Here is a 13459-nt window from a genome sequence, read left to right as displayed (position 1 = left end):
ACGTGGAACTGGGGGTTTTGGGCCCTCTTCAGGTCCGGCAACATGGCGCCTCCGTCGCGATCCCGGGCGCGAAACCGCGCGCCCTGCTCGCGATGCTCGGATTGCATGGCGGTTCCGTTGTATCGGCCGACACGCTCGTCGAGTTGCTCTAGGGCAGGCAGCCACCCCGCACCGCAGCCAAGGCTCTGCAGACCCACATCTCCCTCTTGCGCCGAAACCTGGGCGATGGATTCGTCCTGACGGAGGGCGCCGGCTGGAGTTTGGCCGGCACTGAGGTCGATGCCTCGGCCTACAAGGCGGCGGCTCGCAGGGGTCGCGATGCCACTGCGGCCGGCGACATCGGTCAGGCGGTGGCCGCTTCGACGACGCCCTCGCGCTCTGGCGCGGCGTCCCCAAACTTCCCGACACCCCGCGGGGCACCTCGGAGAGAACGCGGTGGATCGAGGGCCACGCCGCATTGGTGGAAGACCGGGCCGATGCGCTGCTCGCCACCGCCGTGCCGCCGAGATCGTCGGTGAACTCGAGGCGGCCGTCGCAGACGCACCGCTGCGCGAACGGCGCTGGGGTCAACTCATGCTCGCGCTCTACCGAGCGGGCCGGCAAGGGGAAGCCCTGGGTGCTTACCAGCGGGCTCGGACCCTGCTCGTCGACGAACTGGGCGTCGACCCCGGGCCGGACCTGCGCCGTCTGGAAGCTGCGATCGTCGCACAGGATGTCAGCCTGGATATTGTTGTAGTACAACATTTCTCGACGACAACCCGGGCTGTCACGTTTCTGCTGACCGACATCGAGGGGTCGACCGCCGGCTCGCAACGACGTCGAAATCGGCGGCATGTCGTTGACCATCGTTGCGACCCGCGGAAAGCGCCTAGCGCTGAGTCGGGCGCGCTTGTCCGGCCGCGATCGTCGGCCCGAGCCGTTTCACACCGATCTGCTGCACATCATCGAACTCGACAGCGACCACCGAATTTGCGCGCTTTTCGTCTTCGATGTCGACGACATCGACGATGCCTTCGCGCAGCTTGACGCCCGGTACCTCGCCGGCGAGGCGGCCGCCCATGCACGTACGTGGTCCGTCATCTCCCGCGCATATGCGGCGCTCAATCGACGCGAAGTCCCAGCGATGCCGCCGACTGCGAAGAAACCGATCATCGGTCGCTCGCGGTGATCGGGCCGGGTCACCTGAACTCATACATTCGCGCCACCTGGGACCTGGGCATGGAAACCAGCATCTACATCGAGGCAGTGCACCGCCTGACCGACGTCGGCGCGGTCGTCAACCATGTGGGAAAAGGGACGTCCCAAGACGGCTTCGACGCGGAGTGGCGCACGACTGACCTATTCACCGTCGACGGCGACCTGATCAACCGCTGCGAGATGTTCGACGACAACGACCTCGACGCCGCGCTGGCCAGGTTCGACGAGCTCAGCGCTCCGGACTGTCCACCGGATCCTCGCTGATCGCACTCGGTGCCCGATACCGCATGAACACCGGGGCGACGAGCGCCGCGAGCAGCACCCCCACCACGACCAGTGCGCCTCCCCCGGCGGCTGCTGCCGTCGTGCCGACCACCGCGGCCGCGGCGCCGTGCAGTGTGTCGGCCAGCCGCGGGCCGCCGCCGACCACCACGGAGAAAACGCCCTGCAGCCGCCCGACCACTTCATCGGAGGCCGCCTGCTGCAGGATCGACATCCGGAAGGCCGCCGACACCATGTCCGCCGCACCGCCAATTGCCAGAAAAACCAACGCCGCCCACAGCATCGGGCCTGCCCTGCCGTGCGCCATCCCGCTGACCAACCCGAAACCGACCATCGACAGACCCCAGACGACGATGGACGTCACAATCGTCAAACCTTGGCGCTGGATTCTGGGCAACCAACCAGAGAACAGCCCGCCGGCCACCGCGCCGACCGATATCGCCGCGGCCAACAACGCCATCGCCGAACCGCCCGCAATCGGACCGCCGAAGCTCAAATGCGCCATCTGGGGAAAGAGTGCCCGCGGCATGCCCAGAATCATCGCGATCAGATCGACGACAAAGGACATCAGTACGACGGTGTTGCCGGCCAGGTAGCGAAAGCCCTCCAGCACCGCCGCTACCCCCCAGCGCGCCGTGCCCGACGGTTCGAGGGCGGGCATGGGCGCCAACCGGAATGTCGCCCAGATCGGCGCCAGACAGGTCAGCGCATCGATCAGATAGAGCGTGGACAGGTCAATCCAATTGAGCAGCAGGCCGGCCAGCAGCGGACCCGCGATCGCGCCGAACTGGCCGACCGTCATGTTCAGCGCATTGGCGGCGGGCAACTGCTCCCCGGGCAGCATGCGCGGGATCGCCGCCGAGCGCGCGGGTGAGTTGACGGCGAAAAATCCCTGCTGAAGCGCCAGCAGGCACAGCACCACCCACACGTCGTTCACCGCCAAAACAGCCTGCAGCCACAACAGCAGTGCCGCCGCCGCCAGCCCGAGTGACGTGACGACCAACAGCAGTCGCCGATCCATGGCATCCGACCAAGCGCCGCCCAGCAGGCCGAACACCACCAGCGGAACCAACGCGAACAGTCCGGCAAGTCCGACGTACGCGGAGTTTTGGGTCAGGGCATAAATCTGTACCGGAACGGCGAACACCGTCAGGTTGGCACCGATCACCGTGGGAATGCCCGAGACCCAGAGCCGGCGAAAGTCGGGCGTTCGCAACGGCGTGGTGTCTGCGAAGAGACGCATCGCGACGAGCGTAGCCGACAGCCGTTCGCGAGGCTAACGACTTACGGCTGCAGCCGTTCGACCCGACCGCCGGTCACTCGAATGCGGTTGTGCACCCGGTCCTCGCGGCCCTGCCAGAACTCCACCACCTCGGGCGCCAGGAGGTAACCGCCCCAGTTCGGCGGCACCGGCAGATGCTCGGTGTCGGCGAACCGCGCGGTCACCTCAGCGAGTTGGTCGAGCAGCGTCGCGCGGGACGCGATCGGCTGCGACTGATGCGAGGCCCAGGCCCCCAACTGCGAACCGCGCGGACGCTTGGACCAGTACTCCTCGGTCACCTGGGGCTCGACTTGTGTGACCGGTCCCCGGACGTGAATCTGGCGACCCAGCAGATACCAGGGGAAGGTCGCCGAGGCATACGGCGTCGCCGCCAACTCCAGCCCCTTGGCCGAATCGTAGTTGGTGTAGAAGGTGATCCCGGCCTCGTCGGCGCTCTTGCACAACACCGTGCGGCTGACCGGTCTGCCCTCCGACACGGTGGCCACCACCATGGCGTTCGGTTCGGGGATTCCGGCAGTTTGCGCGTCGTCAAACCACTTGCGGAACAGGGCAAGCCAACCGTCAGCCAACCAGTCCGCATCGAGGTCTGGACTGCCGTCCTTCTCGACGGACCCGTACTCCACCCGCATCGATGCCAGGTGCTGTTCGTGAGGCCCTACCACCGGCCCAACGGTACCCCTGTGGTTGTTACCGGCCGGTAGCGGACACACAGGACTGGGGTGCGACAATCGGCGCATGACTGTGGTCCCCGAGGATTTTGTCCCAGGTCTGGAAGGTGTCGTGGCGTTCACCACCAAGATCGCCGAACCCGACAAGGACGGTGGCGCGCTGCGCTATCGCGGTGTCGACATCGAGGATCTGGTGGGCCAGGGAGTCCACTTCGGCGACGTCTGGGCGCTACTGGTCGACGGTGACTTCGGCCGGGGTCTTCCGCCGGCCGAACCGTTCCCACTGCCGATCCATACCGGCGACGTGCGAGTCGACGTACAGGCGGGTTTGGCCATGCTGGCGCCCATCTGGGGTTACAAGCCATTGCTGGACACCAACGAGCCCACGGCGCGCGACCAGCTCGCCCGCGCATCGGTGATGGCGCTTTCCTACGTCGCGCAATCCGGTCGCGGCATCTACCAGCCTGCCGTCCCGCAGCGGATTATCGACGAATGCCCAACCGTCACAGCACGTTTCATGACGCGCTGGCAGGGCGAGCCAGACCCCAGGCACATCGAGGCGATCGACGCCTACTGGGTGTCGGCGGCCGAACACGGGATGAACGCTTCCACCTTCACCGCGCGGGTTATCGCGTCAACCGGTGCGGACGTGGCCGCTGCGCTGTCCGGGGCCATCGGGGCGATGAGCGGACCTCTGCACGGCGGGGCGCCGGCCCGGGTACTGCCGATGATCGAGGAAGTGGAACGCACCGGCGACGCACGGGCGCTGGTCAAGGGCATCCTCGACCGCGGCGAAAAGCTGATGGGTTTCGGACACCGCGTCTACCGCGCCGAGGACCCGCGGGCACGGGTGCTGCGTGCCACCGCCAAGCGGTTGGGCGCCCCACGACACGAGGTCGCCGCCGCCCTGGAACAGGCTGCCCTGGCTGAATTGCGGGAGCGCCGGCCGGACCGGGCGATCGAGACCAACGTCGAGTTCTGGGCCGCGGTCATTCTGGACTTCGCCCAGGTGCCGGCCAACATGATGCCTGCGATGTTCACCTGCGGACGCACCGCGGGATGGTGCGCCCACATCCTCGAGCAGAAGCGGCTCGGCAAGCTGGTTCGCCCGTCAGCCATTTACGTTGGCCCGGGCCCGCGCAGCCCGGAATCGATCGAAGGCTGGGACCGGGTTCTCACTACCGTCTAGTCATGGCCAGTCGCGACAATCAGGTCGCGGCGGCCGCCGGAACGCGGTTGGCCGCGACATCGGGTCTCTTGTGCGTTCCAAAGAGCTTGTCGCCGTAGGTCATCACCACAGACAAGTTGGTGGGACGCTTTTCGGAGTGGTGCAATTCGTGGCCGGATGCCGCGGGTAGCAGCCAGCGTGGGTAGAACTTCATGTCGTAGCCGCTGTGCGTGATCACCATGGCGGTGGTGTTCGCCACCGCATACGCGACCACCACCATCGGATGGGCCCCGAGGGCTAGTGGCGGAACGTAGAGACACAGCATGACCATCAAGCCTTCGACGGGATGCACCACGAAGTTGGTCCAGATGGTAAGAGGCGACTGGACGCGGTGGTGCATGTAGTGCACCTTCTGGAACACGAATCGGCTGCCGTGCTCCAGCCGGTGCCACCAGTAGGTGAGAAACTCACCGATCACCATGAAGCAGCACAACTGCACGACGAATGTCACCAATGTTGGTGCGGCGGTCGGCACTTCGGCCACCCAAGGCCGGAACATGCGATGCAGCACGAAGAACACCACGGATGCACCGACGTATGTCGACGCGATGCGCAGACCGAGCTTTGTCGCCGCTCTGGCTGAGATCCGTTGGTAGACAGCGACGTCGAATATTGAATAGATGATGCCGGTCACCAGCACCACCACAACGACAACGGGCAGAAAGTACAGCGGGAACTCGAAGAACCCAACACTCAGATGGTTCACCATCCAGTCCCAAATCGGTTGTAATGCTTTCTGATTCATGGCTCCTCCTAATTCTCGGGACTGGTTTCGGGCAGCAGGCGCCAGGCAGCCAGCCGCAGTTCGGTGATGCACTGCTCGACGGTGATGTCGCCGACGCCGAGCAGCGCCAAATCGGCAAAGAAGACCCGTCCCAGCACCGTCATCGCCGGGTCAAGGGACAGCGATGTTGGGACGTCGTCGACCGCGCCCCCCAACAGATCCAGGAACATCTGGCGTACGCCCAGCCGAAACTCGTCGGCAACCGGCCCTTGCGCCAGCACCGATGCCATCGTGGCGCGCACCATGGGCAGATCCGACGAGGCTTCCTGCACCACTTGCTCGATAGCAACGTCAATCGCGTTCACTGGCTCGGCGGCGGCAGCGATGGCCTGCGGTATGCGCTGCGCGACCTCATGGCCCCAGGCAAGAGCGGCCTCACACACCACGTGTTCCTTCGACGCAAAATAGCGATACGTCGTGGCCCGCGAGACGCCGGCCGTGGTGGCGATCTGCTCCATCCCCACAGCCTCATGGCCGTGCTCGCGGATGAGCTGGCGAGCGGCGGTGAGAAGGCGCTCCCGCACCGCACGTTGGCGCGCATCCAGCGTGCGGTGAATCGTCAGGGTCGTTGCATTCACGCACGCATCCTTCACAATCGGGTACAGCGCAACAGCAGGTGAGGCATCTGTCTCATCTCAAGTTGAGACAACTGTATCAGCAGTAGTGTCATGCCAGCAATCGCGCATTTCCGGCGTCCCGATCTGGGCTTATGCCAGTTGGCCGGCTGACGGCGGACGGATGTCAGTGGTGCGCGCTACTGTCCGGGTTGTGCTGCTCGAGGGATGCCCGATGAGTTTCGGCGCCAAGCTCGGTCAGTACATGCGAGCCCCCGGGTGGGCGATACAACCAACTAGAGGAGTGACCACCAATGGCCATCAACGTCGAACCCGCAGTGATTCCCCACCTCGTCGTCGACAACGCCGCCGCAGCAATCGATTTCTACGTCAAGGCCTTCGGGGCCGAAGAACTCGGTCGCGTCCCTGGCCCAGACGGCCGACTCATCCACGCTGCAGTGACAATCAACGGCTCCACTGTGATGCTCAACGACGACTTCCCCGAGATGTGCAGCGGTAAGTCGATGACCCCGAAGTCGCTGGGCGGCACTCCCGTCACCATTCATCTCACGGTCACCGACGTCGACGACAAATTCCAGCGCGCGGTGGATGCCGGTGCGACCGTGGTGATGCCGGTGGAGGACCAGTTCTGGGGCGACCGCTACGGGGTGCTTGCCGACCCGTTCGGCCACAACTGGTCCCTCGGGCAGCCGGTACGTGAAGTCAGCATGGAAGAAATTTCCGAAGCGATGGCGGCCCAGTCGAGCAGCTAGCGGCTACGCGGCGATTGCAAGCGCGGCATCGCCGGGCGCAGCGGGTCGCCGTCAACCGGCTAGACCAGGTCGCGGAGTCGCGATAGCAGGCGTCGTCCCCTCGGCGGCGCCTGCACCGCGGCGGCCGCGGTAGAGAGCATGGCCGTGACATCGGTGAACTTGTTGCGCGGCCTGCTTTCTTCGCTGCCGCGCGCGATTTCGGCCGCGTCGATCGCCTGCCATCCCGCGGAGTCGATGACGTCCGGCTGCCGGGCGGCGACCAACTCCGACAGCGCCGCCGGCCTGGCCACCGGATCCGTCAACTTCCCCGTGTTGAAGTCGTCGACCAGCGCCTGAACCGTCTGGAAGGAGCACGACTTGTTGGTACCGATGAAACCGGTCGGACCGCGCTTGATCCAACCCGCGACGTAGGAGCCGGTGACGGGCTGACCGGTGCCGGGGTCCACGACACGACCCCCGTCGTTGGGCACGACAGCGGCTGTTTCGTCGAATGGCAGATCACGAATAAGCTTGCCGCGGTAGCCGATTGACGTCAGCACCAGGCCAGCGTCAAGCGTGCGCCGCTCATCGGTGCCCGTTACGGAGAATTCGACCCCGCTGGCCCGCTGGTCACCGAACACGCGTTGGGGCGTCAACTCATAAGCCAACCGTATGCGCGGCCGCGAGGCCGGCGCCGAGCCATCGCCGAGGGAACTCAGGATCTCCAGCTTGTTTCTGGTCAGTGGATCGGTGACCCCGGCGAGATCTTCGACGACCCGACGATGATCGGCAGGATCGAGCACCACGTCGGCGGCGCCCGTCAGCCCGACCAGTTCGGGCAGGGTGAAGGCGGAATGCGCGGGTCCGCGACGGGCCGCGACCACCACCTCGCGAACCGCCGATTTGCGAAACGCTTTCAGCGCATGGTCGGCAATGTCGGTGTGGGCCAAGCCATCCGGGTCAGCCGTGAGCATACGTGCCACATCGAGAGCAACATTGCCGTTGCCGATGATCACCACTCGCTCATGGCTGAGGTCTACCGGCAGATTGGCGTAGTCGGGATGTCCGTTGATCCACGCGACCAACTCGGTGGCGGTGCCGGTGCCGGGCAGGTCCATCCCTTTGACGTCAAGCCGACGGTCATCCGGTGCTCCGACCGCGTACAGCACGGCGTGATGGTGGGCCAGTAGGTCGGCGTGACTCAGGTGCCGGCCGACCTCGACATTGAGAAAGAACCGGAAGCGCCGGTGCCCGGCCACCCGGTCGAACAGCTCGGTGACCTTCTTGGTGTGCTGGTGATCCGGCGCTACCCCGGCCCGAACCAACCCGTACGGCGTGGGCAGTTTCTCGAAGACGTTGACCTGCACACCAGGTTGAGTCAGCAGCTCATCCGCGGCGTACATCGCCGCCGGTCCCGAGCCCACGATCGCCACGGACAGCGGCTGGCGGCTGGGACGAACCTCGGCGGCCGGGATCACCGGAGCCAGCTTCGAGGTCGGCGGCAGCTTCACATCGGCGGGCCGCTCCGGATAGAACGACGCATTGATCTCCACGAACGGCAGTTGCCCGATGTCCAGCTTGCTGTCCGGGACGATCGCGCCAACCGGGCATGCGCTCACGCAGGCACCGCAGTCAACGCATGCCACCGGGTCGATATAGAGCATCTCCGATGTCGCGTAACCCGGCTCGTCCGGTGACGGGTGGATGCAATTGACCGGACACGCGAAGACGCAGGACCCGTCATTGCAGCACGACTGAGTAATAACGTGCGGCATAAGAAATATCCCCTAACGGCCCGCTCGGGCCGGGTGCATATTACGGCGTTACGCCGCCGGAGCGGAGGCCAGGTGGCGTCGCTGCGGCTCACTGCGGTAGCGCGACGGCTTGCCGTTGATCTTCAAGATCCGCCACATCAATCGGGCAGAGCGGTTCTCCATCAGCCCGGTGTCGTAAGCCAACATCCGGACGTCGGCGAACATGTCGCGCAACCACTTTCGCGACTCCGGCGACTTGAAGAACAGCTCCTTCTTCACCGAACGCGGAATGTCGAACTCATCCCAGAAGGCCTTGGGCGGAATCAGAATCGCGTTGCACAACGTTCGCATCGTCAGCGGGAAGAACAGCGAGACCCAGAACTTCTGCCAACGGGTCAGCTCCGGCAGCCGCCGGCGCAGGAATTCGTGCGCGAACGAGATATGCCGGGCCTCTTCGGCCACGTGAATGGCCATCACCCGTTCCATGATCGGGTGCAGCGCCTTGCCTTCCCGCAACACCTGCTTCTGGGTGTGGTCGATCGGCTCCTCGCCGGCGAGCACACCGATGAAGAACGCGACTGGCAGCGGGCCGGCCGCCAACGGGATGATCGGCGAGATCCATTTCAGCCGCCGCGGCATCCCCGGCACGTCCGCCCCGACGCGGTTCACCATCTCCTGGAACATCATGGTGTGGTTGCACTCTTCGACCGATTCGTGCAGGCAGTACCGGTATTCCGGTGACCCGTTCGGCACCCAGAAGGTGTAGTTCATCAGCCCGCGGATCAGAATGGACTCGAAGTGCAAGCCCACCTTGGCCACATTGGCCTGGCGCCACATCCCGATCTGGATTTTGCGCTCGTGCGACTGCGCTTGATACCAGGGGTGCCGGCCGAGAGGATCGGTCGACGGGAGGATCCAGCGGGGATCGTTGTCGATGACAGCGAAATCGGGTGAGTCCCAATCGATGTCGGTATACGGGTTGAAGTTTCGCCGCACTGACCCCTCAGACAGTGTGGCAAGCATCTCTACGTACTCGGCGTCGTGCCGCACTTCCATGTTGCGGCGCCAACGTCGAACCATTCGCGTCTTAGCCTTCGCAGTCCCAGCCTCTACAGCCATGAAAAGCCTCCCCAATGAGGTCGTATATAGACCGATGAGAAATACGGTACCGCCGGTACTGGGAATTGACCAGACCTCCCAGCAGCACTGTGGCTCAGCACGCAAGCCTCGCAATTTCGTGACCTAGCTCACATCTCCCGGCGTGATCAGGCGTTATTCAGCCCGCTTGACCAGTAGGCCGATACCGCTTACTACCCTGGTCACCATGGCTGACCAGCTCACAACTTCCCTCGAGATCCCCGCCGACCTCAAACCACGCGATGGCCGCTTCGGCTGTGGCCCATCGAAGGTCCGGCCCGAGCAATTGGAGGCGCTGAGCACGTCCGCGGCGGCGTTGTTCGGCACCTCGCACCGCCAGGCGCCGGTCAAGAACCTGGTGGGACGCGTGCGCTCTGGGTTGTCGGAACTGTTCTCGATTCCCGACGGGTACGAGGTCATCCTCGGCAACGGCGGCACGACCGCGTTCTGGGATGCTGCCGCGTTCGGACTGGTTGACAAGCGATCGCTGCACCTGACCTACGGCGAGTTCAGCTCGAAGTTCGCGTCTTGCGTCGCCAAGAATCCGTTCGTCGGCGACCCGATCATCATCAAGGCGGAAGCCGGTTCCGCGCCCGAACCGCAGTCCGACCCGTCGGCCGATGTCATCGGCTGGGCACACAACGAGACGTCGACGGGCGTGGCGGTACCGGTGCAGCGCCCGGCCGACTCCGGTGACGCGCTCGTGCTCATCGACGCCACCTCAGGTGCCGGCGGTCTGCCCGTCGATATCAACGATGTCGACGCCTACTACTTCGCGCCGCAGAAGAACTTCGCCAGCGACGGCGGTCTGTGGCTGTCCATCATGAGCCCGGCGGCGTTGGCCCGGGTCGAATCCATCGCCGCCTCGGGACGTTGGGTTCCGGACTTCCTCTCGCTGCCTATCGCAATCGAGAACAGCGTGAAGAACCAGACCTACAACACCCCCGCGATCGCCACGCTGGTGCTACTGGCCGAACAACTCGACTGGTTGCTGGGCAATGGTGGCCTGGACTGGGCGGTCAAGCGCACGGCCGATTCGTCGCAGCGGTTGTACTCGTGGGCCGAGGAGCGGGCGTACACCACTCCCTTCGTCGCCGACCCGGCGCTGCGGTCGCAGGTAGTGGGCACCATCGACTTCGCCGACGACGTCGATGCCGCGGCGGTGGCCAAGACGCTGCGGGCGAACGGCATCGTCGACACCGAGCCCTACCGCAAACTCGGCCGCAACCAGCTGCGGATCGCAATGTTCCCGGCGGTGGATCCCGACGACGTCAGCGCCCTCGTCTCCTGCATCGACTGGGTGGTCGAGCGGCTTTAACCCTGCCGTTATCAGCCCGCAACCATCCCGCGTGTCAGCCCGGTTGCGGGCGTCCGCTGCATTACAGTGCGCACGTAAGAGGTCCGGTGCTGACATGCACTGACCTGCGAGGAGAAGCCATGCGGGAACTCAAAGTCGTTGGGCTAGATCCCGACGGCAAATACGTCCTCTGCGAGGGTGCCAGCTCAGCCGAGAAGTTCAAATTGCTCGCCGACGATCGGCTCCGCGCCGTGTTAGCCGGCGAAACCATCCCACCCGAACAACCTGCACTTGACATCGTGGTGACGAACATGTTGAGCCCCAAGGAAATTCAGGCTCGGATCCGAGCCGGTGCCTCCGTCGAGCAGGTAGCCACCGCGTCGGGATCCGAAATCTCGCGCATCCAGCGGTTCGCCAACCCGGTCTTGCTGGAGCGCTACCGCGCGGCCGAGCTGGCAACGGCCGCGCATCCGGTTTTGCCCGATGGGCCGTCGGTGCTGAATTTGCTGGAAACCGTCACCGCGGTATTGATGGCGCGGGGTTTGAGTACCGACAAGCTCACCTGGGACGCCTGGCGCAATGAGGACAGCCGGTGGACGGTACAGCTCGGCTGGCAGGCCGGTCGCTCGGACAACATCGCCCACTTCCGCTTCACCCCCGGCGCCCACGGTGGCATGGTGACCGCGCTCGACGACGCGGCCAGCGAATTGATCGATCCTGAATTCAAGCCCCGCCAGTTGGCGCCTGTCGCACACCTTGCCTTCGACGCTGCTCAGGCACCTGTGCCGGCCGCGCCGGTTGCGTCGTCAGCCTCGTCCGCTGAGCCACCCGCCAGCGGCCGACGGGGCAAGCCGACCATCCCGGCCTGGGAAGATGTGCTGCTCGGAGTGCGGTCGAGCGGCCAGCGCTAACTGGTCGCTAAGCCGAGCCGCCCGACAGGGTCATCGCGATTAGTCCCAACCAAGCACAAACGACGCCGATTGCCGCGCCGAGCACAAACCACCGCAGCACCAGCGTGCGTCGCCATCCCCACACGGTGGGCGCCAATCCTCCGACCGCGACGATATTCAGACCGATCGCCAACAGCGGATGCACCCGGATGAGCCCGAGACTGAGCACCACGATTGCGGCACCGGTGATCGCGGCAACAAATGCGGCCACCGCCAAACCGGTTCCCCACGGGACCGACTCATCGCTCACGGTCGGAGCCTAGCGGCCCGCTCGTAGAACGCCATCGCGGCCGCCGTGGCTACGTTGAGCGAGTCGGTGCCACGTGACATGGGGATGCGCACCCGGATGTCGCTGATCTTCAATGCCGCTCTCGTCAGCCCTGGGCCCTCGGCCCCAACCAGGAGCGCGATCGGTGCGTCGTCGACCTCGTCCATCGCCTCGCGGAGAGTGCAAGCATCACCCTGGGGCGTCATCGCCAGCAGCCGGAAACCGCTTTCCTTCAATCGCACCAGTTCGGCGGGCCACTCGGTGGCTCGCGCGTACGGCACCAACAGCGCGTGGCCCATGGAAACCCGGACGGCACGGCGGTAGAGCGGGTCGGCGCAGCCACTACCGAACACCACCGCGTCCACGCCGAGGCCTGCCGCATTGCGAAAGATCGAACCCAGGTTCTCGTGGTCGTTGACGCCTTCCAGCACCGCGACTGTGTCGGCGCCGGCGGTCACTTGGGCGACGCTGGGCTCGGGAACCCGGCTCGCGGCGGCCAACACGCCACGATTGAGATGAAATCCCACCGCCTGGGCCATCACCTCTGCGGAGGCCCGGTAGTAGGGCGCTCCGCTACCGGCGAGGTCGTCCGCGAGCTCGATAAGTCTGCGGTCGGTACCCAGCAATGCCCGCGGGGTGAAACGGGAGGCCAGCATCCGCTGCACGACCAGCACACCCTCCGCGATCACCAGACCTTTGCCGGTGGGCAGATCGGGTCGGCGGTCGACGCTGTTCAGGTCCCGGAAATCGTCGAGGCGCGGATCGTCGGGGTCGGTGATGTCCTGAACATCTAGATCCGGAGCAGGCGCCGTCACGGGCTTTCGTCGACCAGCACAGAGATCAGGTCAGCCGCACTGCGCAGGACGTCGCGCTGTCCGTTGTCCAGGGTCGCGAGCCGCTCGGCCAGCCATTCCTGCCTGGCCCGCCTGGCCACTTTGACAAGTTCAGCGCCGGATTCGGAGACCGAGACCAGCACCTGGCGACCGTCGACCGGGTGCGGTGCGCGGTCCACCAAACCCTCGTCGGCCAGCGACGCGATCACTCGGGTCATCGACGGCGGCCGGACCCGCTCTCGGATCGCCAACGCGCCCGGAGTCATCGCGCCCTCGTTAGCCAACGTCGTCAGCGCCGACAACTGGGATAGCGACACTGGCGACGATGGATTACGGAATCGAAGTTGGCGCGCAAGCCGCATGACCGCCAACGACAAGTCGGCAGCCAGCCGCGCATCGCTGTCAGGCACAGCGCGAGGTTACAACGGAACCCGAGAAACGTGAATGCGAAACGGCGGAACCGCACGCGTCAG

At 65.3% G+C, this 13459-nt stretch carries 15 protein-coding genes and 1 pseudogene; 6 read left to right on the top strand and 10 right to left on the bottom strand.

Translation table 11 applies throughout. The annotated features are described in order from the left end of the window. Nucleotides 1-2: 2 nt before the first annotated feature. A pseudogene (locus ACZY1I_RS08355) lies at nucleotides 3-804 on the top strand (AfsR/SARP family transcriptional regulator); the annotation flags it as partial. Between the two features lie 64 nt (nucleotides 805-868). Here the strand turns inward: ACZY1I_RS08355 and ACZY1I_RS08350 are convergent. Further along, complete coding sequence (locus tag ACZY1I_RS08350) at nucleotides 869-1060, bottom strand: hypothetical protein (RefSeq protein ID WP_463754383.1); 192 nt, start codon at nucleotides 1058-1060, stop codon at nucleotides 869-871. A 104-nt stretch (nucleotides 1061-1164) separates the two neighbouring features. On the opposite strand from ACZY1I_RS08350, the gene ACZY1I_RS08345 reads away from it, so the two are divergent. Beyond that, nucleotides 1165-1461 carry a hypothetical protein gene (locus ACZY1I_RS08345; protein WP_463753886.1) on the top strand — a complete coding sequence of 99 codons (297 nt, stop codon included), beginning with the start codon at nucleotides 1165-1167 and terminating at the stop codon, nucleotides 1459-1461. Here the strand turns inward: ACZY1I_RS08345 and ACZY1I_RS08340 are convergent. Together ACZY1I_RS08340 and pdxH are read right to left on the bottom strand one after the other, a co-directional pair. After that, entirely contained in the window at nucleotides 1427-2722 is a 1296-nt protein-coding gene (locus ACZY1I_RS08340) for an MFS transporter (RefSeq protein WP_463753885.1), read from the bottom strand. The genes ACZY1I_RS08345 and ACZY1I_RS08340 overlap by 35 nt on opposite strands. A gap of 41 nt (nucleotides 2723-2763) precedes the next feature. Next, a complete protein-coding gene (pdxH, locus tag ACZY1I_RS08335) occupies nucleotides 2764-3423 on the bottom strand; it encodes a pyridoxamine 5'-phosphate oxidase (RefSeq protein ID WP_463753884.1) in 660 nt (219 codons plus the stop codon). Nucleotides 3424-3496: 73 nt separating this feature from the next. On the opposite strand from pdxH, the gene ACZY1I_RS08330 reads away from it, so the two are divergent. Next, nucleotides 3497-4618, top strand: coding sequence for a citrate synthase 2 (locus ACZY1I_RS08330; protein ID WP_463753883.1), 1122 nt, complete (start codon nucleotides 3497-3499; stop codon nucleotides 4616-4618). Between the two features lie 19 nt (nucleotides 4619-4637). Here the strand turns inward: ACZY1I_RS08330 and ACZY1I_RS08325 are convergent, their stop codons facing one another. Together ACZY1I_RS08325 and ACZY1I_RS08320 are read right to left on the bottom strand one after the other, a co-directional pair. Continuing rightward, nucleotides 4638-5402, bottom strand: a complete 765-nt coding sequence (locus ACZY1I_RS08325; protein WP_463753882.1) for a sterol desaturase family protein — start codon at nucleotides 5400-5402, stop codon at nucleotides 4638-4640. 8 nt (nucleotides 5403-5410) lie between these two features. Continuing rightward, nucleotides 5411-6019, bottom strand: a complete 609-nt coding sequence (locus ACZY1I_RS08320) for a TetR/AcrR family transcriptional regulator (protein WP_463753881.1) — start codon at nucleotides 6017-6019, stop codon at nucleotides 5411-5413. Nucleotides 6020-6309: 290 nt separating this feature from the next. On the opposite strand from ACZY1I_RS08320, the gene ACZY1I_RS08315 reads away from it, so the two are divergent. After that, nucleotides 6310-6768 carry a VOC family protein gene (locus tag ACZY1I_RS08315; protein ID WP_463753880.1) on the top strand — a complete coding sequence of 153 codons (459 nt, stop codon included), beginning with the start codon at nucleotides 6310-6312 and terminating at the stop codon, nucleotides 6766-6768. A gap of 59 nt (nucleotides 6769-6827) precedes the next feature. On the opposite strand, the gene ACZY1I_RS08310 is transcribed toward ACZY1I_RS08315, so the two are convergent. Together ACZY1I_RS08310 and ACZY1I_RS08305 are read right to left on the bottom strand one after the other, a co-directional pair. Continuing rightward, nucleotides 6828-8522: an FAD-dependent oxidoreductase gene (locus ACZY1I_RS08310; protein WP_463753879.1), complete on the bottom strand. Its 1695-nt coding sequence runs from the start codon at nucleotides 8520-8522 to the stop codon at nucleotides 6828-6830. Between the two features lie 48 nt (nucleotides 8523-8570). Further along, nucleotides 8571-9620: an AurF N-oxygenase family protein gene (locus ACZY1I_RS08305; RefSeq protein WP_463753878.1), complete on the bottom strand. Its 1050-nt coding sequence runs from the start codon at nucleotides 9618-9620 to the stop codon at nucleotides 8571-8573. 205 nt (nucleotides 9621-9825) lie between these two features. Here ACZY1I_RS08305 and serC point away from each other — a divergent pair, with 205 nt between their 5' ends. After that, entirely contained in the window at nucleotides 9826-10956 is a 1131-nt protein-coding gene (gene serC, locus ACZY1I_RS08300) for a phosphoserine transaminase (RefSeq protein WP_463753877.1), read from the top strand. 119 nt (nucleotides 10957-11075) lie between these two features. Continuing rightward, nucleotides 11076-11846, top strand: coding sequence for a septation protein SepH (gene sepH / locus ACZY1I_RS08295; protein WP_463753876.1), 771 nt, complete (start codon nucleotides 11076-11078; stop codon nucleotides 11844-11846). A gap of 7 nt (nucleotides 11847-11853) precedes the next feature. On the opposite strand, the gene ACZY1I_RS08290 is transcribed toward sepH, so the two are convergent. From ACZY1I_RS08290 to ACZY1I_RS08280, 3 genes are read right to left on the bottom strand one after another with little or no spacing between them, the layout of a single operon-like run. Further along, nucleotides 11854-12135, bottom strand: coding sequence for a DUF2537 domain-containing protein (locus tag ACZY1I_RS08290; protein ID WP_463753875.1), 282 nt, complete (start codon nucleotides 12133-12135; stop codon nucleotides 11854-11856). Continuing rightward, nucleotides 12132-12968 (bottom strand): TrmH family RNA methyltransferase, encoded by an 837-nt coding sequence (locus tag ACZY1I_RS08285; RefSeq protein ID WP_463753873.1) that lies wholly within the window; start codon nucleotides 12966-12968, stop codon nucleotides 12132-12134. The genes ACZY1I_RS08290 and ACZY1I_RS08285 overlap by 4 nt, the downstream gene beginning before the upstream one ends. Then, nucleotides 12965-13396, bottom strand: coding sequence for an Rv0880 family HTH-type transcriptional regulator (locus tag ACZY1I_RS08280; protein ID WP_463753870.1), 432 nt, complete (start codon nucleotides 13394-13396; stop codon nucleotides 12965-12967). Before ACZY1I_RS08280 ends, ACZY1I_RS08285 begins: the two co-directional genes overlap by 4 nt. Nucleotides 13397-13459: the final 63 nt, after the last annotated feature.

The organism is Mycobacterium sp. IDUB_37, from assembly GCF_055419245.1.
The sequence above is the reverse complement of the archived record's forward strand: the minus strand, read 5'-3'. Positions and strand labels throughout refer to the sequence as shown.